This window comes from Nocardioides sp. NBC_00163 (assembly GCF_045206295.1).
Classification (GTDB): Bacteria; Actinomycetota; Actinomycetes; order Propionibacteriales; family Nocardioidaceae; genus Nocardioides.
The window spans coordinates 2,158,620-2,177,688 of the sequence record NZ_CP108155.1; the positions used below are offsets into that span (position 1 = coordinate 2,158,620).

Sequence of the window (19,069 nt, forward strand, 5' to 3'; positions counted from 1 at the left end):
CGCGGCTCAGTGACCGCCCCAGGGCACCCCGAGCTTGCCGAGCATCTCCTCGCCGCCGTCGAGCGCGGTGAGCACCCAGGCGCCGTCGGAGGTGAGCGCGAAGGTGTGCTCGAAGTGGGCCGCCCAGGAGCCGTCGTCGGTGACGACGGTCCAGTCGTCGTCCAGGGTGGTGACCGCGGGGCCACCGAGGGTGAGCATCGGCTCGACGGCGAGCGCGATGCCACGCTGCAGCTTGGCGCCCTTGCCGGGCTTGCCGTAGTTGAACACCGACGGCTCCATGTGCATCTCGGTGCCGATGCCGTGGCCGCTGAAGTCCTCGAGGATGCCGTAGTCGCCCTGGGAGTCGACGTAGGTCTCGATGGCGTGCGAGATGTCGGTGACCCGTCCGCCGAGGCGGGCAGCGGCGATGCCGTGCCACATGGACTCCTCGGTGACGCGCATCAGCTCGGAGACCTTCTCAGGCACCGAGCCCATGGCCACCGTGATCGCGGCGTCGCCGTGCCAGCCCTCGACGATCGCGCCACAGTCGATGGAGATGATGTCGCCCTCGGCGAGCACCCGGGAGCCCGGGATGCCGTGGACCACGACCTCGTCCACCGAGGCACAGATCGAGCCCGGGAAGCCGTGGTAGCCCTTGAACGACGGGACGCCACCCCGGGACCGGATCGAGTCCTCGGCGATGGCGTCGAGCTCGAGAAGGGTGACTCCGGGCCGCGCGGCGGCCCGGAGCACCTCGAGCGTCTCGCCGACCACGAGGCCGGCCTTACGCATCTTCTCGATCTGCTCAGGGGTCTTGATCTGGACCTTGTTCAAGAAGCCCACTGCTCCCCCGTTGCGTGCAAGATGTCTGTCTCAGGACTCGGTGACGATGTCGAGCTCGTCGAAGATCCGCTTGGTGACGTCGTCGACGTCGCCCATGCCGTCGATCTCGTGGACCAGGCCGCGGCCCTTGTAGACCTCGATCAGCGGCGCGGTCTCCTCGAGGTAGACCTCCTGGCGGCGGCGGATGACGTCCTCGGTGTCGTCGGCGCGACCCTCGAGCTCGGCACGCTGCAGCAGCCGCTGCACGATCTCGTCCTTGTCGACCGTCAGCACGACCACCGCGTCCAGCGCGTGGCCGGTGTACTTGATCATCCCGTCGAGCTCCTCGACCTGCGCAAGCGTGCGCGGGTAGCCGTCGAGCAGGAATCCCTGGGCCGCGTCGGGCTCGTCGATGCGGTTGCGGACCATCAGGTTCGTGACCGAGTCCGGGACGTACTCTCCCTTGTCCATGTAGGACGCCGCCTCGACACCCAAGGGCGTCCCCTGGGTGACGTTGGCGCGGAAGATGTCGCCGGTCGAGATCGCCGGGATCTCGAAGTGCTCGGCGATGAACTTCGCCTGGGTGCCCTTACCGGCTCCAGGCGGGCCCATGATGATCAGTCTCATCGGAGGAACCCTTCATAGTTGCGCTGCTGGAGCTGGCTCTCGATCTGCTTCACCGTGTCGAGGGCGACGCCGACCATGATGAGGATCGAGGTGCCGCCGAACGGGAAGTTCTGGTTCGCGTTGATGAGCGCCAGCGCAATCAGCGGGATGAGCGCAACCAGACCGAGGTAGAGCGAGCCCGGCAGTGTGATACGGGACAGAACGTAGGACAAGTAGTCCTCGGTCGGCTTCCCGGCCCGAATTCCTGGAATGAAGCCGCCGTACTTCTTCATGTTGTCGGCGACCTCCGGCGGGTTGAAGGTGATCGACACGTAGAAGTAGGTGAAGAAGATGATCAGCGCGAAGTACGTCGCCATGTAGATCGGGTGGTCGCCCTGGACGAAGTAGTTGTTGATCCAGTCGACCCACACCGGCGGGTTCTGCGCGTTCTGGTTGAACTGCGCCGCCATCGCCGGCAGGTAGAGCAGCGACGAGGCGAAGATGACCGGGATGACACCGGCCTGGTTCACCTTGAGCGGGATGTAGGTCGAGGAGCCGCCGAACATCTTGCGACCGACCATGCGGCGCGCGTACTGGACCGGGATCCGGCGCTGGGCCTGCTCGATGAAGATGACCGCCGCCATGATCGCCAGACCGATGACGATCACGATCGCGAAGGTCCACCAGCCCTTGTCGTTCTTGACCGCCCACATGGTGGCCGGGAAGGTGGCGACGACCTGGGTGAAGATGAGGATCGACATACCGTTGCCGATGCCGCGCTCGGTGATGAGCTCACCGAGCCACATGATGACCGCGGTGCCGGCGGTCATGGTGATGACCATGACCAGGAAGGTGGCGGTGCCGTCGTCGTGCAGCAGCGGCTGCGTGCAGCCCTGGAGCAGGTCGCCGGAACGGGCCAGGGCGACGATGCCGGTGGCCTGCAGGACCGCGAGACCGAGGGTCAGGTAGCGGGTGTACTGCGTGATCTTCGTCTGCCCCGCCTGACCCTCCTTCTTGAGGCGCTCGAGGCGAGGGATCACCACGACGAGAAGCTGCAGGATGATGCTCGCGGTGATGTACGGCATGATGCCGAGCGCGAAGATCGTCAACTGCAGCAGTGCGCCACCGGAGAAGAGATTGACCAGGTTGTAGAGGCCGGCGCTGTCACCGGTCTGAGCCGCGTCAAGACACTGCTGGACGTTCGCGACGTGAACGCCAGGAGCCGGGATCTGGGACCCAGCCCTGAAGATCACGACGATGAAGAGAACGAAGAGCAGCTTCTTGCGCAGGTCCGGAGTACGGAACGCTGATGCGAACGCGCCAAGCACGAATGGTTCCTCTTTCGACAATCAGGGGTCGCAGGGCCTGCGCCGATGCGAAAACCCGTGGCAGCCTAACAGCCCCCACGGCAGTCCTTGCACGTAGGGCTGAAACAGCGGGAGCGCGGTCGGGACCCCGAAGGGGCGACCCGGCCGCGCTCCCACGTGACAGGCTCTACGTTAGTAGAACTGTCAGAGAACCGTGACAGTTCCGCCAGCGGCCTCGATCTTCTCCTTGGCAGTGCCGGAGAAGGCGTTGGCGCTGATCTCGACCTTGACGGTCAGGTCACCCTGGCCCAGGACCTTGACCGGGTGGCCCTTGCGGACGGCACCCTTCTCGATCAGGGTCTCGGGGGTGACGACGCCACCCTCGGGGAAAAGCTCGTTGAGCTTGTCGAGGTTGACGACCTGGAACTCCACCTTGAAGGGGTTCTTGAAACCCTTCAGCTTGGGGAGTCGCATGTGCATCGGGGTCTGGCCACCCTCGAAGTAAGCGGGGACCTGGTAACGGGCCTTCGTGCCCTTGGTACCACGGCCGGCCGTCTTACCCTTGGACGCCTCACCACGACCCACACGGGTCTTGGCCTTCTTGGCACCGGGAGCCGGCGCCAGGTTGTGCACCTTGAGTGCCATATCAGTCGACCTCCTCGACCGTCACCAGGTGACGGACGGTCTGGACCATGCCGCGGATCTCCGGGCGGTCCTCCTTGACGACCACGTCGCCGATCCGCTTGAGACCGAGCGTACGCAGGGTGTCTCGCTGGTTCTGCTTCAGACCAACGAGGCCCTTCTTCTGCTGGACCTTCAGCTGCGCCATCAGGCCGACACCTCCACGGCGGGAGCCGTAGCCTCGGCCTGCGCCTTGAGCAGCGCGTCGGGGGCGACGTCCTCGACCGGGAGACCACGGCGGGCGGCGACAGCCTCAGGCGTCTCGAGCATCCTGAGGGCCTCCACCGTCGCGTGGACGATGTTGATCTGGTTGGACGAACCGAGCGACTTGCTCAGCACGTCGTGGATGCCGGCGCACTCCAGGACGGCGCGCACCGGACCACCGGCGATGACACCGGTACCAGGGGCGGCCGGACGAAGAAGGACCACACCAGCGGCCTTCTCACCCTGCACCGGGTGCGGGATCGTGCCCTGGATGCGGGGAACGCGGAAGAAGTGCTTCTTCGCTTCCTCGACACCCTTGGCGATCGCCGCGGGAACTTCCTTCGCCTTACCGTAGCCGACGCCGACCAGACCTTCACCGTCACCGACGATCACAAGGGCGGTGAAGCTGAAGCGACGACCACCCTTCACGACCTTGGCAACTCGGTTGATCGCGACGACCTTCTCGATGTAGGCGGTCTTGTCGGCGCTCTGGTTGCGACGGTCGTCGCGACCTCGGCGCTCGCCACCACGCTGTCCGCGCTGGGCTCCGCTCATCAGACTTTCCTCTTCTCTCGTTCGATCGTTGCGATCAGAAGGTCAGACCGGCCCCGCGCGCGCCATCGGCGAGCGCGGCGACACGGCCGTGGTACTTGTTGCCGGCACGGTCGAAGACGACGGTCTCCACCCCAGCGGCCTTGGCACGCGACGCAACCAACTCGCCGACCTGCTTGGCCTTGGCGGTCTTGTCACCGGAGGCCGACCGCAGGTCGCCCTCGATGGTCGAAGCCGAGGCAAGCGTCTTGCCGGCCAGGTCGTCGACGATCTGGGCGGTGATGTGCTTGGCCGACCGGGTCACGACGAGGCGCGGGCGCTCCGGCGTACCCTCGATCTTCTTGCGACCGCGGGCCTGACGACGCAGGCGCGAGCGGACACGGGAAGCGGTGTGCTTGTTGTTCGACAGCGAGATGGCCATCACTTACCAGCCTTTCCGACCTTGCGGCGGATGTTCTCGCCGGCGTAACGAACGCCCTTGCCCTTGTAGGGCTCCGGCTTGCGCAGCTTGCGAATGTTGGCCGCAACCTCACCGACGAGCTGCTTGTCGATGCCGACGACACCGAGCTTGGTCGGACCGTCGGTGGTGAAGGTGATGCCCTCGGGCGCGTCGAAGACGATCGAGTGGGAGTAACCCAGCTGGAACTCCAGCTTGGTCGGGCCCTTCGACAGCACGCGGTAACCCACGCCGACGATCTCGAGCTTCTTCTCGTAGCCCTCGGTGACACCCAGGACCATGTTGTTGATCAGCGTGCGGGACAGGCCGTGGAGGGCCTTGTTGTCCCGGCTGTCGTCGGGGCGCTTGACGTCGAGGACGCCACGGCCCTCGTCGTCCTGGCCCTTCTCGACGGTGATCGGGGCGGCCACGGTGTGCGACAGGGAGCCCTTGGGACCCTTGACGCCCACGACCTGGCCGTCGATGGTGACGTCCACGCCGGTCGGAACCGGGACGGGGAGCTTGCCAATACGCGACATTTCTCTTCTCTCCCTTCCCTGATTACCAGACGTAGGCGAGGACTTCCCCACCTACGCCCTTCTTGTTCGCCTGGCGGTCGGTCAGCAGACCCTGGCTCGTCGAGATGATCGCGACGCCGAGGCCGCCGAGCACCTTCGGGAGACCGGTGTGCTTCGCGTAGACACGCAGACCGGGCTTGCTGATGCGGCGTACGCCGGCAATCGAGCGCTCACGGTTGCGGCCGTACTTGAGGGTGATCGACAGGGTCTTGCCGACCTGGCCCTCGGTGGGCTCCAGCACCTCGTACTTGGTGATGTAGCCCTCCTGCTGGAGGATCTCAGCGACGCCCTGCTTCAGCTTGCTGTACGGCATCGAAACCGCATCGTGGTACGCCTGGTTGGCGTTACGCAGACGAGTGAGCATGTCTGCGATCGGGTCAGTCATCGTCATTGGCCGAACGGCCCTTTCTCGTAGTGGTTTCCTCACGACACAAAGTCATGAGGACCTTCAACGTCAGTGGTTGGAACGGTGATCGCTCACCAGGAGGACTTGGTGACGCCGGGCAGCTCGCCCCGGTGGGCCATCTCGCGCAGGCAGATTCGGCACAGGCCGAACTTGCGGAACACAGCCTTCGGGCGGCCGCAGCGCTGGCAGCGGGTGTAACCGCGAACCGCAAACTTCGGCTTGCGGGCGGCCTTCACCTTGAGAGCGGTCTTCGCCATCTCAGTTCTCCTTGAACGGGAAGCCGAGCGCCTTGAGCAGCGCGCGACCCTGGTCGTCGTTGGTGGCAGTCGTCACGAGGGTGATGTCCATGCCCCGCGAGCGGTCGATCTTGTCCTGGTTGATCTCGTGGAACATGACCTGCTCGGTGAGACCGAAGGTGTAGTTGCCGTTGCCGTCGAACTGCTTGCCGTTCAGGCCGCGGAAGTCCCTGATGCGGGGCAGCGCGAGCGAGAGCAGGCGGTCGAGGAACTCCCACATGCGGTCGCCGCGCAGCGTGACGTGCGCACCGATCGGCATGCCCTCACGCAGCTTGAACTGCGCGATGGACTTCTTCGCCTTGTTGATCAGCGGCTTCTGGCCGGTGATCGCGGTCAGGTCGTTGACAGCGCCCTCGATCAGCTTGGAGTCGCGAGCAGCCTCGCCCACACCCATGTTGACGACGATCTTGGTCAGACCGGGGATCTGCATGACATTCGGGATCTCGAACTCGGCCTGCAGGGCCGGGGCGATCTCCTCGCGGTACTTCGTCTTGAGGCGCGGGGCCACAGCGGTGTCGGTCATGATCAGATGTCCTTACCGGTCTTGCGCGAGATGCGAACGCTGCGCTCGGCGGCGTACGTCGACCCGTCGGGGCGACGCTTCTGGACCGTCTCACGGCGGTAGCCGACGCGAACCGGCTCGCCACCCTCGAGCAGCTGGACGTTGGAAACGTGGATCGGGGCCTCGGTGTTCACGATGCCGCCGGTGGTGCCGGCGCGGCCGCCCTGATCCTGGACCTTGGTGTGCTTCTTGACGAGGTTGATTCCCTCGACGATGACACGGTCCTCCTGGGTGAGGACAGCGATCACCTTGCCGGAGCCGCCCTTGTCCTTACCAGCGATCACCTTGACGGTGTCGCCCTTCTTGATGTGCGAGCGACCCATCACAGCACCTCCGGCGCAAGCGAGATGATCTTCATGAACTTCTTGTCGCGCAGCTCGCGGCCGACCGGGCCGAAGATGCGGGTGCCTCGCGGCTCGCCGTCGTTCTTGAGAATGACGGCGGCGTTCTCGTCGAAGCGGATGTACGAGCCGTCAGCGCGGCGGCGCTCCTTGACGGTGCGCACGATGACGGCCTTGACGACGTCACCCTTCTTCACGTTGCCACCGGGGATAGCGTCCTTGACGGTGGCGACGATGGTGTCGCCGATGCCGGCGTAGCGACGACCGGAACCACCGAGCACACGAATGCAAAGGATCTCCTTCGCACCAGTGTTGTCGGCGACCTTGAGTCGCGACTCCTGCTGGATCATTACTTCTCCTTGTCGAGCTGGTTCTCAACCGCATCCAGGGCGGTCGAGCCTTGCCGAACGTAATGGGATTTGATGGGCACAGGCCCAGCGAACAATGGTCGCTGGACCTGCGCCCTTTGGTCAATTTGGCGACGTTTGTCGCCTGCCGGATCCGTCTCTTACGAGACGAGAATCACTTGGCGCGCTCGACGACCTCGACGAGGCGCCACCGCTTGGTGGCGGACAGCGGCCGGGTCTCCATGACCAGGACGCGGTCGCCGATGCCGGCGGTGTTCTGCTCGTCGTGAGCCTTGAGCTTGCTGCTACGGCGCATGACCTTGCCGTAGAGCGGGTGCTTCACGCGGTCCTCGACCTCGACGACGATGGTCTTGTCCATCTTGTCGCTGACGACGAGGCCCTCGCGCACCTTGCGCGTGTTGCGCTCGGTGGTGTCCTGGGTGGACTCAGTAGCCATCTCAGGCCTCCTCAGTGGTCTCGGCACCCGGGGCCACGCGGATGCCGAGCTCGCGCTCACGCACCACGGTGTAGATCCGGGCGATGTCCTTCTTGACGGTGCGGAGCCGACCGTGGCTCTCCAGCTGGCCGGTGGCCGCCTGGAACCGGAGGTTGAACAGCTCCTCCTTCGCCTCGCGCAGCTTCGCCTCGAGGTCGACGTCGGTGAGCTCGTCCAGCTCGAACGCCTGCAGGGAGTTAGCCATCAGAACTCACCAGCCTCTCGCGTGATGAAACGGCACTTCATGGGCAGCTTGTGGATCGCGCGGCGCATCGCCTCGCGGGCCGTGGTCTCGTCGACACCGGAGAGCTCGAACATGACGCGGCCCGGCTTGACGTTGGCAACCCACCACTCGGGCGAACCCTTACCGGAACCCATGCGGGTCTCGGCGGGCTTCTTGGTCAGCGGGACGTCGGGGTAGATGTTGATCCACACCTTGCCGCCTCGCTTGATGTGACGAGTCATCGCGATACGCGCTGCCTCGATCTGGCGGTTGGTCACGTAGTGACCCTCGATCGCCTGGATGCCGTATTCACCGAAGGCCAGCTTCGTGCCACCCTTGGCCACGCCAGTGCGCTTCGGGTGGTGCTGCTTGCGGTGCTTGACGCGACGGGGCATCAGCATGGGTCAGCCCTCCTGGGACGTGGTCTCGGCGGCGGGAGCCTCAGCGGCAGCCGGCGCCTCAGTCTTCGCCGCGCGGTCAGCGCGGTTCGGGCGGTCACCACGGGAGCCACGCGACGGACGGTCGCCGCGGCCACCGCGACGGTCGTTGCCACCGCGACCCGGGACGCCCGCACGGGCGGCCTGGGCGGCCTGACGCTCGGCGCGCGATCCGGAGACCTCGCCCTTGTAGATCCAGACCTTCACGCCGATGCGGCCGAAGGTCGTGCGGGCCTCGTAGAAGCCGTAGTCGATGTCCGCGCGAAGGGTGTGCAGCGGCACGCGACCCTCGCGGTAGAACTCGGTACGCGACATCTCAGCGCCGTTCAGACGACCCGAGCACTGGATCCGGATGCCCTTGGCACCGGAGCGCATGGTGGTCTGCATGGCCTTACGCATCGCGCGACGGAACTGCACGCGACCGCTGAGCTGCTCGGCGACACCCTGGGCGACCAGCTGAGCGTCGACCTCGGGGTTCTTGACCTCGAGGATGTTCAGCTGGACCTGCTTGCCGGTGAGCTTCTCCAGCTCGGTGCGGAGGCGGTCGGCCTCGGCGCCGCGGCGACCGATGACGATGCCGGGACGCGCGGTGTGGATGTCCACACGGACGCGGTCACGGGTGCGCTCGATCTCGACCTTGGAGATGCCGGCCCGCTCCATGCCCTTGCTGAGCAGCTTGCGGATCTTGACGTCCTCGCCGACGTACTCCTTGTACTGCTTGTCGGCGTACCAACGCGACTTGTGGTCGGTCGAGATGCCCAGGCGGAAGCCGTTCGGGTTGATCTTCTGACCCATTACTTCTTACCGCCCTTCTCGACGACGTCGGCCGGCTGCACGACCAGGGTGATGTGCGAGGTCCGCTTGTTGATGCGGGTCGCACGACCCTGGGCGCGGGGACGCCAGCGCTTCATGGTCGGACCTTCGTCGACCATGGCGACCGAGACGACGAGGTCGTCACGGTCCAGACCCTCGGTCGACACCGCGTTGGCGATGGCGCTCTCGAGAACCTTGTAAACAGTCTCGGAGGCTGCCTGCGGCGCGAACTGCAGCAGGGACAGAGCCTCGTCGACGGGCAGGCCGCGGACCAGGTCGACGACGCGGCGTGCCTTCAGCGGGGTGATCCGCACGAAGCGGGCACTCGCGAAGGCACCCGGCTGGTCGCCGAGCAGGGAGTCGCGGCGGGCGCTGATGCGCTGCCGTTCGGTGGTGGTCATCGACGGCGTCCCTTCCGGTCGTCCTTGATGTGACCCTTGAACGTGCGGGTCGGGGCGAACTCGCCCAGCTTGTGACCGACCATCGAGTCGGACACGAAGACCGGGACGTGCTTGCGACCGTCGTGCACCGCGATGGTGTGACCGATCATCTCGGGCACGATCATCGAGCGGCGCGACCAGGTCTTGATCACGTTGTGAGTCCCCTTCTCGTTCTCGGCGTCGACCTTCTTCTGAAGGTGATCGTCGATGAAGGGGCCCTTCTTCAGGCTGCGAGGCATTGCTTACTTCCTACCCTTCCCGCTCTTACGGCGGCGGATGATCTGCGAGTCAGAGGCCTTGCGCTTACGCGTACGGCCCTCGGGCTTACCCCAGGGGCTGACCGGGTGACGGCCACCGGAGGTCTTACCCTCACCACCACCGTGCGGGTGGTCGACCGGGTTCATGACGACACCGCGGACGGTCGGGCGAACGCCCTTCCACCGCATACGGCCGGCCTTACCCCAGTTGATGTTGGACTGCTCGGCGTTGCCGACCTGGCCGACGGTGGCGCGGCAGCGCACGTCGACGAAGCGCATCTCACCCGAAGGCATGCGGAGCGTGGCCTTGGAGCCCTCACGAGCGACCAGCTGGGCGCTCATGCCGGCGGAGCGGGCGATCTTCGCGCCGCCACCGGGACGCAGCTCAACATTGTGGATGGTGGTACCAACCGGGATGTTGCGCAGCGGGAGGTTGTTGCCGGGCTTGATGTCGGCGGTGGGACCGGACTCCACGACGGTGCCCTGGCTGACGCCGACGGGCGCGAGGATGTAGCGCTTCTCGCCGTCGAAGTAGTGCAGCAGGGCGATGCGGGCGGTGCGGTTCGGGTCGTACTCGATGTGAGCGACCTTGGCCGGCACGCCGTCCTTGTCGTAGCGACGGAAGTCGATGATCCGGTACGCACGCTTGTGACCGCCACCCTTGTGCCGGGTGGTGATCCGACCCTGGTTGTTGCGGCCACCGTTCTTGGGCAGCGGAACCGTCAGGGACTTCTCCGGCGTGGTCCGAGTGATCTCGGCGAAGTCGGCCACCGACGAGCCACGACGGCCCGGGGTAGTCGGCTTGTACTTACGAATAGCCATGTTCAGTCAGTCCTTCTCACGCGCCGAAGATGTCGATGCGGTCGCCCTCAGCCAGGGAGACGATCGCGCGCTTGGTGTCGGGGCGCTTGCCCAGGCCGTAACGAGTACGACGGGCCTTGCCCTTGCGGTTGATCGTGTTGACCGAGGTCACCTTGACGTCGAACACCTTCTCGACCGCGATCTTGATCTCGGTCTTGTTCGCGTCGGGGCGAACGATGAAGGTGTACTTGTTCTGGTCGAGGAGGCCGTAGCTCTTCTCGGAGACCACCGGCGCGATCAGGATGTCGCGGGGGTCGTAGTGCAGCGTGCTCACTTGTCGGCCTCCTTCTTCTTGCCGGCCTCAACGAAACCAGCCGCGATAGCGTCCTCGGCGGACTTGAAGTAGAACTCCGCCTTGGTGGACTCGTACCAACGGCCGCCCGGGGCGTGGAACTTCTTGTCCTTGCCCTTGACGTTGCCCTTGATGTCGAAGCCCTCGGGGGCCGAGCCGTCCTCGAGCGGCGCGACAGCGCCCTCGGGGAGGTCGATCTCCTTGGCGGGCTCGACGGCAGCCTCCTTGATCGCGTCCTTCTCGACCTCACCGATGGTGACGGTCTCCTTGGCGGCGACGACCGGCTTGTCCGAGATGAAGACCTCGAAGGCCGGCTTGGAGAAGACAACGTCGTCGGAGACGAGGACGTCGTAGGTGTTGAGCTGGTCGGCCCAGAGCAGGTGCACCTCAGGGGCGTTGCGCAGGCTCAGTGCGGCGACGGACTCGGAGCGGTCCAGGACGACGAGGTAACGCTTGACGTCCGAGATCGCCTTGAGGGCGGTCAGCGCGGTCTTGGTGGAGGGCGCATCGAGGGTGAACTCGGCCACGTGGATCTGGCCGGCACGAGCCCGGTCGGAGAGGGCACCGCGGAGGGCGGCAGCCTTCATCTTCTTGGGGGTGCGCTGGCTGTAGTCACGCGGCTGCGGGCCGTGGACGGTGCCACCACCGGCGAACTGCGGCGCGCGGGTCGAACCCTGACGGGCGCGACCGGTGCCCTTCTGCTTGTAGGGCTTGCGTCCACCGCCGCGGACCTCGCCGCGGGTCTTGGTGGAGTGCGTGCCCTGGCGCGCAGCGGCCTGCTGCGCGACGACGACCTGGTGGATCAGCGGGATGTTGACCTCAACATCGAAGATCTCAGCCGGGAAGTCGACCTTGACAGTCTTGATAGCCATGATCAGGCCTCCAGCTTCTTAGCAGCCGAGCGGAGGACCACGAGGCCACCCTTGGGGCCAGGAATGGCGCCCTTGACCAGGATGAGGCCCTTCTCGGTGTCGACGGCGTGCACGGTCAGGTTCTGGGTGGTGACGGTGTCAGTACCCATGTGACCGGCCATGCGGACGCCCTTGAACACGCGACCCGGGGTGGCGCAAGCGCCGATCGATCCCGGCTTGCGGTGGTTGCGGTGGGCACCGTGGGAGGCACCGACACCGTGGAAGCCGTGACGCTTCATGACACCAGCGAAACCCTTGCCCTTCGAGGTGCCCGTCACGTCGATCTCCTCGCCGATGGCGAAGGTGTCGACGGGGAGCTCCTGGCCGGCGGAGTACGTCGCGGCGTCGGCGGTGCGGATCTCGGCCAGGTGGCGGCGCGGCGTGGTGCCGGCCTTCTCGAACTGGCCGGCGCCCGGCTTGTTCACCTTGCGGCCGTCGATCTCGCCGTAGCCGATCTGCACGGCGTTGTAGCCGTCAGCCTCGGGGGTGCGGACCTGGGTCACGACGTTGGTGTTCGCCGCGATGACGGTCACGGGGACGACGACGTTGTTCTCGTCCCACAGCTGGGTCATGCCGAGCTTGGTGCCCAGGAGACCCTTCACGTTGCGTTCGATCGTCATGTCGTCAACCTCAGAGCTTGATCTCGATGTCGACACCAGCAGGCAGGTCGAGCCGCATGAGGGAGTCAACAGTCTTCGGGGTCGGGTCGATGATGTCGATGAGGCGCTTGTGGGTGCGCATCTCGAAGTGCTCGCGCGAGTCCTTGTACTTGTGGGGCGAGCGGATGACGCAGTACACGTTCTTCTCGGTCGGCAGCGGCACCGGGCCGGCGACCTTGGCACCCGTACGGGTGACCGTGTCCACGATCTTTCGCGCCGAGGTGTCGATCACCTCGTGGTCATAGGCCTTGAGCCTGATGCGGATCTTCTGTCCCGCCATCTGTCTCTCTCGTCCTTCTTGGTCAGCGTGCCGCGTGCTACAGGCTTCCTCCGGCTGAGTCGGCCCGGTTGCTCACCTCTGGCTCCGACCCCCGCGGTCGGGCGTGTCGCTTATTTTCCAACAAGCGTCGCCGGACTTCTCGACGGGACTTTCACCATCAGCTTCACTGGAACCACGCCTTCGGGATGGGCACACGGCGACCACAGACCACATCCGGACAGGCTGATCAGCCTGCTCAGGTGACGCGATTCAGTAGTCAAGGTGTGCGCACCCCAGCGAACAGTTCACTGGAGCAACCAGAGAATCTTGTCACGCGTACGCAGGTGGCTCCAAATCAACGATGTCGTCTGGGTCGCTCTGAGAGGATGCCCCCAACCGAGCGAGTTCGCCGGTCGTCGCGACGAGGAGCATCCAGATGTCAGGAGTGTGGCCACCCCCACCGGGTGAGCAACCTCAACAGGGCGCGGCGAACCCGTCGACCCCACCCCCGCCGGGCCAGCCGGTGCAGTCCCAGCCGGTGCACGCCCAACCCGTGCAACCGGGGTGGGCCCAGCCGCTGCCACCGGCCCACAAGCCGGGAGCGATCCCGCTGCGCCCACTGGGCCTCGGCGACATGCTCGACGGCGCCTTCCGGCTCGTACGCTTCAACCCCGGCGCCACGGTCGGCGCCTCGGTCCTCGTGGCGGCGGTCGCGATGGCCATCCCGCTGGGCGTGACCGCGGCGATGACCTTCACCGGCGACAGCCTGGAGTGGTTCGGGGCCAGCATCGAGGACCCCGCCTACTCGCCCGGCGGCTCCGAGGTGATCGGCATGCTGGTGGCCTTCGGCTCCTTCTTCCTCGGCTCGATCCTGCAGGCGATCGGCGCGATCCTGGTGGCCGGGATGATCTCCCACGTCGCCCATGCCGCCGCGATCGGCCGCAAGCTCACCCTCGGCCAGGCGTGGGCGGCGACCCACGGCAGCCGCTGGCGGCTGATCGGGCTGGCACTGCTGAGCGGGGTGGCCTTCGCCCTGCTCCTGGCGGTCGCGACGACTCCCGTGGTGGTGCTCGCGCTCGTCGTCGACAGTCCCGTCCCCGCCATCCTGGTCGGCGTCCTGATGTTCCTGCTGCTGATCGTGGCCGCTCTCTTCATGACGGTGCGGCTCTACCTGCTCGCGGTGCCGGCACTGATGCTCGAGCGCACCGGCGTCTTCGGTGCCATCGGGCGGGCCTGGCAGCTGTCGGCGAGACAGTTCTGGCGGCTCTTCGGGATCTGGCTGCTGGCCGCCATCATCGTCGGCTTCGCCTCCCAGATCGTCGCCTTCCCGATCAGCCTGGTCGCCAGCGTCGTGGGCATCGTCCAGCCCGACCTCTACTTCCTCGCGACCATCGCCGGCAGCGCCGTCTCCACCGTGGTCTCCGCAGCGATCGTGACCCCGTTCAGTGGCGCGGTGACCAACCTGCAGTATCTCGACCAGCGCATCCGCAAGGAGTCCTACGAGGTCGAGCTGATGGAGCAGGCCGGGCTGCTGAGCAGATGATCCTCCTCCAACAGACGCCTCCTCTGACGCCGACGTCGGAGGAGGGTCGCTCCTGGCTCCGGCGTGAGCTGGCCGGGCCGGAGTACCACGACCTCGACCTCATCGAGCGGATCCTGCGCTGGATCGAGCGCACCCTGTCCGACGGCCTGCCGTCGGTCGGCGACGTGCCCTGGGCCCAGACCGTCGCCGCGATGGTCGTCTTCGCGGCGCTCCTGGTCGGGATCGGCCTGCTGGTCTCGCGGGCCCGGCGCAGCCCCCGGGTCGCCCGCGACCGCAACGGCGACGTCCTCACCGACGCATCGCTCTCCGCGGCCGCGCTCCGGGCGCGGGCCGAGGCTGCGTACGCCTCGGGGGACCACGGCGCTGCGGTGATCGACGGGTTCCGGGCCCTGGCCAGACGACAGGTCGAGCGCGGCCGGCTCGCGGAGGACCCTGGGCTGACCGCTGCCGAGGTCGCGGCGAGCCTGGAGCGGGAGATGTCGCTCGAGGGCCGCGCCGGGCAGGCCGCGGAGCTGTTCAACGAGGTGCTCTACGGCGACCATCCCGCCACGCGTGAGCAGGCCGAGGGCGTACTCGCTCTCGAGCAGGAGCTGGCGGTGGCGCGATGAGTACGCAGGCCCCGGCGACCCCGGGCTCGACCGCCGGACGATTGGGCTGGTTCCGACGGAACCGGCCGCTTCTGATCGTCGCGCTGGCCTTCGTGATCGCGGTCGTGCTGGCGTACATCGCGACGCCGAAGGGCGGAGAGTCCTTTGCCGCGTATGACCCCGAGAGCCCCGACCCCGACGGCACCCGGGCGCTGGTCGAGGTGCTCGAGGACCACGGTGTCGAGGTCGAGATCGTCCGCTCCTCGAAGCGCCTGGAGAGCACCGAGATCGGGCGGGACACGACGGTCTTCGTGACCGGCACCGACGCTCTCGGCGAGGACACCGCAGCCCGGCTGCGCGAGCGCACCGACGATGCCGCCGACCTGATCCTGGCCGAGCCCGCCCCCTACGTGTCGGCGATGCTCGGCATCCCCTATGCGGTCGCCCAGACGCCCGAGAAGGTCGAGGCGGGCTGCGACGACCCGCGCTGGGACGGGCTCAGCATCCAGGCCGATGCCGTCACTGCGTACGACGCCGGCTCCTGCTTCCCGCACGAGGGCGGCGCGGTGCTGGCGCCCGCGGAGGGGCTCACCGTCTGGGGTGCGCCGCAGGTGCTGACCAACGACCAGATCCTGCGAGCGGACAACGCGGCGGTGGCGCTGCGGCTGCTGGGCGAGAACGACCACCTGGTCTGGTACGTCCCCTCCTTCGAGGACCTCGCGCCCGACGAGGCCCACTCCCCCAGCTCGTTGCTGCCACGCTGGATCAATCCGGCCCTGTGGCTCCTGCTGCTCGCGGTCGTCGCCTTCGCCATCGCGCGCGGGCGGCGGCTGGGTCCGCTGGCGGTCGAGCCGCTGCCGGTCCACGTCCGGGCCGGGGAGACGACGCGCAGCCTGGGCCGGCTCTACCGCCGTTCCGGTGACCGCACGCACGCCGCATCGACGCTGCGGCAGGCCGCCCGCACCCGCCTCGCCCAGCGACTTCGGCTGGGGCGCGATGCCACCCCGGAGGCCGTCGTACGCGCCGTCGTCCAGCGCACTGAGCGATCCGATCTCGAGGTCTCCGCGCTGCTCACCGATGCCCCGATCGAGAACGACCAAGACCTGATCACGCTGGCCAACGCGCTGGCGGCCCTTGAGGAAGAGGTACGACACCCATGACCCAATCCGAGACCATCGCCAACGTGTCGCCCGACGGCGCGCGGGAGCGGCTCACCGCGGTCCGGGCCGAGGTCGCCAAGGCGGTCGTCGGGCAGGACGCCGCGGTCTCCGGGCTGCTGGTCGCGCTGGTGTGCGGCGGCCACGTGCTCATGGAGGGCGTACCCGGCACCGCCAAGACCCTGTTGGTGCGGTCGCTGTCAGCGGCGCTCTCGGTGGAGACCCGCCGGGTGCAGTTCACCCCCGATCTGATGCCCGGCGACATCACCGGGTCGATGGTGGTCGAGTCGTCCCACGGCGAGCTCACCTTCCGGGAGGGGCCGGTCTTCACCAACCTGCTCCTGGCCGACGAGATCAACCGCACCCCGCCGAAGACACAGTCGGCGCTGCTCGAGGCGATGGAGGAGGGCCAGGTCTCCGTCGACGGGGTCACCCGCCCGCTGCCGCGTCCGTTCCTGGTGGCCGCGACCCAGAACCCGATCGAGTACGAGGGCGTCTACCCGCTCCCCGAGGCCCAGCTGGACCGGTTCCTGCTGAAGGTCGTCCTCCCAGTGCCCTCGCGTTCCGACGAGGTGCAGATCCTCAACCGGCACGCCTCCGGCTTCGACCCGCGCGACGTCGCCGGTGCCGGGGTCACCGCGGTCGCCTCGGGCGCCGACATCGAGGCCGCCCGGCAGCACGTCTCGACGGTCCAGGTCTCCCCCGAGGTCACCGGCTACATCGTCGACATCGCCCGGGCGACGCGCGAGTCCCCGTCGCTGTCGGCCGGGGTCTCCCCGCGAGGCGCCACCGCGCTGCTCCGCTCCGCGCGTGCCTGGGCCTGGCTCGCGGGCCGCGACTTCGTGACTCCCGACGACGTGAAGTCGCTCGCCCACGCCACCCTCGCCCACCGCCTGGCCCTGCGCCCCGAGGCCGAGCTCGAGGGCGTCCAGGTCTCCCAGGTCCTCTCCTCCGCCATCGGCGCCGTCCCCGTCCCCCGATGACCACCCCCAGCGGAGACGTCACTTCTGCAGGCCGAGAAGTCAGTTCTGCAGATCGAGACGTCAGCGATGGCGTCGGCTCGAGGTCGTGCTGATGGCGATCACCTGGCGCGTCCCACTGCTCATGCTGGCCGGCATCGTCCCGGTCGTGCTACGCCCGGCCGCGAGCACGGCGGCGGTGTGGATCCTGCTCGTGGTGGTGCTGGTCCTCCTCGACGTACTCCTGGCGCCCAAGCCGGCGACCCTGGAGATCAGCAGGGTCCCGCTGGGCGGGATCAGGCTGGGCGAGTCGACGACGTCGGAGCTGGTCGTCCGCTCCCCCTCCCGCAGCTTCCGGGCGCTGGTGCGCGATGCCTGGCAGCCCACGGCCGGCGCCGCTCCCAACCGGCATCGGGTCCGGCTCGGTCGCGGCGACAGCACCCGGCTGCGTACGCCGCTGCAGCCGCGGCGCCGCGGAGATCTGCGGGCGTTGGGCGTGACGGTGAGGGCGTACGGGCCCCTGGGTCTGGGCGCCCGGCAGCGCACGTTCCCGGTGGAGGGCTCGGTGCGGGTGCTGCCCGCCTTCGAGTCGCGCAAGCACCTGCCCTCGCGGCTTCAGCGCCTGCGCGAGCTCGACGGTCGGGCCGCGGTCCGTGTGCGCGGGCAGGGGACGGAGTTCGACTCGCTGCGGGAGTACGTCCGCGGCGACGACGTACGCTCCATCGACTGGCGCACCACCGCCCGCTCCCGCACCGTCGTGGTCCGCACCTGGCAGCCGGAGCGGGACCGGCGCGTGGTGCTGGTGCTCGACACCTCCCGCACCTCAGCCGGCCGGATCGAGGGCGCCGGCGGCGGAGTGCCACGGCTCGACTCCGCGATGGATGCCGGGCTCCTGCTCGCCGCCATCGCCTCGCGGGCAGGCGATCGGATCGACTTCATCGCCGGCGACCTGCGCGTACGCTCCCGGGTCCGGCTCGCCGGCCAGCGCGACGTCACCCAGCGGCTGCAGGAGACGATGGCCGACCTCGAGCCGGTCATCGCCGAGGCCGACTGGTCCAACCTCGCCGGCGCGGTCGCCGGCCTCGGCCGCCACCGCGCGCTCGTGGTGCTGCTGACTCCCCTCGACCCGCACGCGATCGAGGAGTCGCTCCTCCCCGTCCTCCCGGTCCTGACCCAGCACCACCGCGTCGTCATCGCCTCCGTCCGCGACCCCGAGCTCGAGGCCACCGCCGCCTCCCGCGACACCCTCGAGGACGTGTACGCCGCGGCCGCCGCCGAACAGACCCTCCGCCGACGCGACCACACCGCCGCCATGCTCCGCACCCTCGGCGTCGACGTCGTCGACGCCGACGCCGAGTCCCTCCCGCCCGCTCTCGCCGACCACTACCTGCAGCTCAAGGCCACCGGCCAGCTCTAAGGCTGCTCGAGAATCTCGTCAGCCCACTCGTTGAAGAAGGCGACCATGTCATCGAACTGGTCGCTGCTGATTGGGTAGTCCTCGTCGTGGCGAAAGTTCACACGTCGAAGAGCCTGCGTGAAGAAACCCAGATCGAAGCCGAGATCGCGCTCAGCTGCGAGATCGAGGAGCCGCTGCTTGCCGAACATCCGCGCCAGGAAGTAGACGTCGACAAAGTCTCGCGGACGCCACCTACCGAACAGCGCGAGCGTCTTTCTACCCGCGTTCTCCTCTGGGGCGACCGTCGGACCAAGGAACGTCACAATCGGCGGAAACAGGAAGGTGACGTCGATTCCGAAGTCGACTGGCACGGAGTCGTCTGGCCCGAAGACTTCCAACCTCACGAACTCGTCGTTGTCATAGACGATCTCGGTCGACCAGTTCCTGACTTCACACATTTCGAGGAATGCCGCTTTCGTCGTCGGCACGTGCGCCTCACCTCTAGCAGCGAAGAAGTCGAGATCTTCTGTCACCCGCTCGACTGTGTCCGAGGCAATCAGCGCAGCGCCGCCAGCAAGGATGAACCCCTTCGATTCGGGCATCCCGAAGAATGCGTTGGCGACCTCCCGCTGGAATGGCGTGATCAGATCAATTCCTGACAT

General features: G+C 67.3%; 30 protein-coding genes. 5 read left to right on the plus strand and 25 right to left on the minus strand.

Going from position 1 to position 19,069, the window contains the following annotated elements:
* Positions 1-6: 6 nt before the first annotated feature.
* From map to rpsJ, 24 genes are all read right to left on the minus strand, one after another.
* On the minus strand, positions 7-771 hold the full coding sequence (gene map, locus OG801_RS10325) for a type I methionyl aminopeptidase (protein ID WP_406036264.1): 765 nt from the start codon (positions 769-771) through the stop codon (positions 7-9).
* A gap of 81 nt (positions 772-852) precedes the next feature.
* A complete protein-coding gene (locus tag OG801_RS10330) occupies positions 853-1,428 on the minus strand; it encodes an adenylate kinase (protein WP_406035640.1) in 576 nt (191 codons plus the stop codon).
* Entirely contained in the window at positions 1,425-2,735 is a 1,311-nt protein-coding gene (gene secY / locus OG801_RS10335) for a preprotein translocase subunit SecY (protein ID WP_355017756.1), read from the minus strand. Before secY ends, OG801_RS10330 begins: the two co-directional genes overlap by 4 nt.
* Positions 2,736-2,918: 183 nt before the next feature.
* Positions 2,919-3,359: a 50S ribosomal protein L15 gene (rplO, locus tag OG801_RS10340; RefSeq protein ID WP_091052397.1), complete on the minus strand. Its 441-nt coding sequence runs from the start codon at positions 3,357-3,359 to the stop codon at positions 2,919-2,921.
* Position 3,360: 1 nt separating this feature from the next.
* Positions 3,361-3,543: a 50S ribosomal protein L30 gene (gene rpmD, locus OG801_RS10345; RefSeq protein WP_008361029.1), complete on the minus strand. Its 183-nt coding sequence runs from the start codon at positions 3,541-3,543 to the stop codon at positions 3,361-3,363.
* Positions 3,543-4,154, minus strand: coding sequence for a 30S ribosomal protein S5 (gene rpsE, locus OG801_RS10350; protein WP_160027014.1), 612 nt, complete (start codon positions 4,152-4,154; stop codon positions 3,543-3,545). The genes rpmD and rpsE overlap by 1 nt, the downstream gene beginning before the upstream one ends.
* A gap of 34 nt (positions 4,155-4,188) precedes the next feature.
* Entirely contained in the window at positions 4,189-4,572 is a 384-nt protein-coding gene (gene rplR / locus OG801_RS10355) for a 50S ribosomal protein L18 (RefSeq protein WP_355017755.1), read from the minus strand.
* Complete coding sequence (gene rplF, locus OG801_RS10360; protein WP_406035643.1) at positions 4,572-5,126, minus strand: 50S ribosomal protein L6; 555 nt, start codon at positions 5,124-5,126, stop codon at positions 4,572-4,574. Before rplF ends, rplR begins: the two co-directional genes overlap by 1 nt.
* Before the next feature lie 22 nt (positions 5,127-5,148).
* A complete protein-coding gene (rpsH, locus tag OG801_RS10365; RefSeq protein ID WP_040755997.1) occupies positions 5,149-5,556 on the minus strand; it encodes a 30S ribosomal protein S8 in 408 nt (135 codons plus the stop codon).
* Between the two features lie 86 nt (positions 5,557-5,642).
* On the minus strand, positions 5,643-5,828 hold the full coding sequence (locus tag OG801_RS10370; RefSeq protein WP_017932844.1) for a type Z 30S ribosomal protein S14: 186 nt from the start codon (positions 5,826-5,828) through the stop codon (positions 5,643-5,645).
* 1 nt (position 5,829) lies between these two features.
* Positions 5,830-6,390: a 50S ribosomal protein L5 gene (gene rplE, locus OG801_RS10375; RefSeq protein WP_091052391.1), complete on the minus strand. Its 561-nt coding sequence runs from the start codon at positions 6,388-6,390 to the stop codon at positions 5,830-5,832.
* 2 nt (positions 6,391-6,392) lie between these two features.
* Positions 6,393-6,752: a 50S ribosomal protein L24 gene (gene rplX / locus OG801_RS10380; RefSeq protein WP_091052390.1), complete on the minus strand. Its 360-nt coding sequence runs from the start codon at positions 6,750-6,752 to the stop codon at positions 6,393-6,395.
* The gene (gene rplN, locus OG801_RS10385) at positions 6,752-7,120 is read right to left on the minus strand and encodes a 50S ribosomal protein L14 (protein WP_008361015.1); all 369 of its coding nucleotides are present in this window, start codon (positions 7,118-7,120) and stop codon (positions 6,752-6,754) included. Before rplN ends, rplX begins: the two co-directional genes overlap by 1 nt.
* A gap of 172 nt (positions 7,121-7,292) precedes the next feature.
* Positions 7,293-7,574, minus strand: coding sequence for a 30S ribosomal protein S17 (gene rpsQ / locus OG801_RS10390; protein ID WP_336734596.1), 282 nt, complete (start codon positions 7,572-7,574; stop codon positions 7,293-7,295).
* Between the two features lies 1 nt (position 7,575).
* On the minus strand, positions 7,576-7,818 hold the full coding sequence (gene rpmC / locus OG801_RS10395; RefSeq protein ID WP_292648878.1) for a 50S ribosomal protein L29: 243 nt from the start codon (positions 7,816-7,818) through the stop codon (positions 7,576-7,578).
* Positions 7,818-8,237, minus strand: a complete 420-nt coding sequence (rplP, locus tag OG801_RS10400; protein WP_141806215.1) for a 50S ribosomal protein L16 — start codon at positions 8,235-8,237, stop codon at positions 7,818-7,820. Before rplP ends, rpmC begins: the two co-directional genes overlap by 1 nt.
* 3 nt (positions 8,238-8,240) lie before the next feature.
* A complete protein-coding gene (gene rpsC, locus OG801_RS10405; RefSeq protein ID WP_355017753.1) occupies positions 8,241-9,068 on the minus strand; it encodes a 30S ribosomal protein S3 in 828 nt (275 codons plus the stop codon).
* Positions 9,068-9,487: a 50S ribosomal protein L22 gene (gene rplV / locus OG801_RS10410; protein WP_091052384.1), complete on the minus strand. Its 420-nt coding sequence runs from the start codon at positions 9,485-9,487 to the stop codon at positions 9,068-9,070. The genes rpsC and rplV overlap by 1 nt, the downstream gene beginning before the upstream one ends.
* Entirely contained in the window at positions 9,484-9,765 is a 282-nt protein-coding gene (gene rpsS / locus OG801_RS10415) for a 30S ribosomal protein S19 (RefSeq protein WP_008361004.1), read from the minus strand. Before rpsS ends, rplV begins: the two co-directional genes overlap by 4 nt.
* A 3-nt stretch (positions 9,766-9,768) precedes the next feature.
* A complete protein-coding gene (rplB, locus tag OG801_RS10420) occupies positions 9,769-10,605 on the minus strand; it encodes a 50S ribosomal protein L2 (protein ID WP_355017752.1) in 837 nt (278 codons plus the stop codon).
* A gap of 16 nt (positions 10,606-10,621) precedes the next feature.
* Positions 10,622-10,918 (minus strand): 50S ribosomal protein L23, encoded by a 297-nt coding sequence (rplW, locus tag OG801_RS10425; protein ID WP_008360999.1) that lies wholly within the window; start codon positions 10,916-10,918, stop codon positions 10,622-10,624.
* A complete protein-coding gene (rplD, locus tag OG801_RS10430) occupies positions 10,915-11,808 on the minus strand; it encodes a 50S ribosomal protein L4 (protein WP_406035645.1) in 894 nt (297 codons plus the stop codon). Before rplD ends, rplW begins: the two co-directional genes overlap by 4 nt.
* A gap of 2 nt (positions 11,809-11,810) precedes the next feature.
* Complete coding sequence (gene rplC / locus OG801_RS10435; protein ID WP_355017750.1) at positions 11,811-12,467, minus strand: 50S ribosomal protein L3; 657 nt, start codon at positions 12,465-12,467, stop codon at positions 11,811-11,813.
* A 10-nt stretch (positions 12,468-12,477) separates the two neighbouring features.
* The gene (rpsJ, locus tag OG801_RS10440; RefSeq protein WP_008360994.1) at positions 12,478-12,786 is read right to left on the minus strand and encodes a 30S ribosomal protein S10; all 309 of its coding nucleotides are present in this window, start codon (positions 12,784-12,786) and stop codon (positions 12,478-12,480) included.
* Positions 12,787-13,318: 532 nt separating this feature from the next.
* Here rpsJ and OG801_RS10445 point away from each other — a divergent pair.
* The 5 genes from OG801_RS10445 (at position 13,319) to OG801_RS10465 (ending at position 18,428) form a co-directional block, all read left to right on the plus strand.
* Positions 13,319-14,308: a hypothetical protein gene (locus OG801_RS10445; RefSeq protein WP_406035648.1), complete on the plus strand. Its 990-nt coding sequence runs from the start codon at positions 13,319-13,321 to the stop codon at positions 14,306-14,308.
* Entirely contained in the window at positions 14,305-14,916 is a 612-nt protein-coding gene (locus OG801_RS10450) for a DUF4129 domain-containing protein (RefSeq protein ID WP_406035650.1), read from the plus strand. Before OG801_RS10445 ends, OG801_RS10450 begins: the two co-directional genes overlap by 4 nt.
* Positions 14,913-16,055: a DUF4350 domain-containing protein gene (locus OG801_RS10455; RefSeq protein WP_406035652.1), complete on the plus strand. Its 1,143-nt coding sequence runs from the start codon at positions 14,913-14,915 to the stop codon at positions 16,053-16,055. Before OG801_RS10450 ends, OG801_RS10455 begins: the two co-directional genes overlap by 4 nt.
* Positions 16,052-17,035, plus strand: a complete 984-nt coding sequence (locus tag OG801_RS10460) for a MoxR family ATPase (protein WP_350660676.1) — start codon at positions 16,052-16,054, stop codon at positions 17,033-17,035. The genes OG801_RS10455 and OG801_RS10460 overlap by 4 nt, the downstream gene beginning before the upstream one ends.
* 91 nt (positions 17,036-17,126) lie before the next feature.
* Entirely contained in the window at positions 17,127-18,428 is a 1,302-nt protein-coding gene (locus OG801_RS10465; protein WP_406035654.1) for a DUF58 domain-containing protein, read from the plus strand.
* Here the strand turns inward: OG801_RS10465 and OG801_RS10470 are convergent.
* Entirely contained in the window at positions 18,425-19,069 is a 645-nt protein-coding gene (locus OG801_RS10470) for a nucleotidyl transferase AbiEii/AbiGii toxin family protein (protein WP_406035655.1), read from the minus strand. The genes OG801_RS10465 and OG801_RS10470 overlap by 4 nt on opposite strands.

Excerpts from the sequence above, each read along its gene's own strand:
- rpsS (WP_008361004.1), bottom strand. The coding sequence starts at position 9,765 with ATGCCTCGCAGCCTGAAGAAGGGCCCCTTCATCGACGATCACCTTCAG.
- rplV (WP_091052384.1), bottom strand. The coding sequence starts at position 9,487 with ATGACCACCACCGAACGGCAGCGCATCAGCGCCCGCCGCGACTCCCTG.
- rplR (WP_355017755.1), bottom strand. The coding sequence starts at position 4,572 with ATGGCCATCTCGCTGTCGAACAACAAGCACACCGCTTCCCGTGTCCGC.
- rpmD (WP_008361029.1), bottom strand. The coding sequence starts at position 3,543 with ATGGCGCAGCTGAAGGTCCAGCAGAAGAAGGGCCTCGTTGGTCTGAAG.
- OG801_RS10450 (WP_406035650.1), top strand. The coding sequence starts at position 14,305 with ATGATCCTCCTCCAACAGACGCCTCCTCTGACGCCGACGTCGGAGGAG.
- OG801_RS10330 (WP_406035640.1), bottom strand. The coding sequence starts at position 1,428 with ATGAGACTGATCATCATGGGCCCGCCTGGAGCCGGTAAGGGCACCCAG.
- rpmC (WP_292648878.1), bottom strand. The coding sequence starts at position 7,818 with ATGGCTAACTCCCTGCAGGCGTTCGAGCTGGACGAGCTCACCGACGTC.
- OG801_RS10465 (WP_406035654.1), top strand. The coding sequence starts at position 17,127 with ATGGCGATCACCTGGCGCGTCCCACTGCTCATGCTGGCCGGCATCGTC.
- rplC (WP_355017750.1), bottom strand. The coding sequence starts at position 12,467 with ATGACGATCGAACGCAACGTGAAGGGTCTCCTGGGCACCAAGCTCGGC.
- rpsH (WP_040755997.1), bottom strand. The coding sequence starts at position 5,556 with ATGACGATGACTGACCCGATCGCAGACATGCTCACTCGTCTGCGTAAC.
- rplE (WP_091052391.1), bottom strand. The coding sequence starts at position 6,390 with ATGACCGACACCGCTGTGGCCCCGCGCCTCAAGACGAAGTACCGCGAG.
- OG801_RS10370 (WP_017932844.1), bottom strand. The coding sequence starts at position 5,828 with ATGGCGAAGACCGCTCTCAAGGTGAAGGCCGCCCGCAAGCCGAAGTTT.
- rplD (WP_406035645.1), bottom strand. The coding sequence starts at position 11,808 with ATGGCTATCAAGACTGTCAAGGTCGACTTCCCGGCTGAGATCTTCGAT.
- rpsQ (WP_336734596.1), bottom strand. The coding sequence starts at position 7,574 with ATGGCTACTGAGTCCACCCAGGACACCACCGAGCGCAACACGCGCAAG.
- rplP (WP_141806215.1), bottom strand. The coding sequence starts at position 8,237 with ATGCTGATGCCCCGTCGCGTCAAGCACCGCAAGCAGCACCACCCGAAG.
- rplB (WP_355017752.1), bottom strand. The coding sequence starts at position 10,605 with ATGGCTATTCGTAAGTACAAGCCGACTACCCCGGGCCGTCGTGGCTCG.
- rplO (WP_091052397.1), bottom strand. The coding sequence starts at position 3,359 with ATGGCACTCAAGGTGCACAACCTGGCGCCGGCTCCCGGTGCCAAGAAG.
- map (WP_406036264.1), bottom strand. The coding sequence starts at position 771 with ATGCGTAAGGCCGGCCTCGTGGTCGGCGAGACGCTCGAGGTGCTCCGG.
- rplF (WP_406035643.1), bottom strand. The coding sequence starts at position 5,126 with ATGTCGCGTATTGGCAAGCTCCCCGTCCCGGTTCCGACCGGCGTGGAC.
- rpsE (WP_160027014.1), bottom strand. The coding sequence starts at position 4,154 with ATGAGCGGAGCCCAGCGCGGACAGCGTGGTGGCGAGCGCCGAGGTCGC.
- rplN (WP_008361015.1), bottom strand. The coding sequence starts at position 7,120 with ATGATCCAGCAGGAGTCGCGACTCAAGGTCGCCGACAACACTGGTGCG.
- OG801_RS10455 (WP_406035652.1), top strand. The coding sequence starts at position 14,913 with ATGAGTACGCAGGCCCCGGCGACCCCGGGCTCGACCGCCGGACGATTG.
- OG801_RS10460 (WP_350660676.1), top strand. The coding sequence starts at position 16,052 with ATGACCCAATCCGAGACCATCGCCAACGTGTCGCCCGACGGCGCGCGG.
- rpsJ (WP_008360994.1), bottom strand. The coding sequence starts at position 12,786 with ATGGCGGGACAGAAGATCCGCATCAGGCTCAAGGCCTATGACCACGAG.
- rplX (WP_091052390.1), bottom strand. The coding sequence starts at position 6,752 with ATGGGTCGCTCGCACATCAAGAAGGGCGACACCGTCAAGGTGATCGCT.
- rpsC (WP_355017753.1), bottom strand. The coding sequence starts at position 9,068 with ATGGGTCAGAAGATCAACCCGAACGGCTTCCGCCTGGGCATCTCGACC.
- OG801_RS10470 (WP_406035655.1), bottom strand. The coding sequence starts at position 19,069 with ATGTCAGGAATTGATCTGATCACGCCATTCCAGCGGGAGGTCGCCAAC.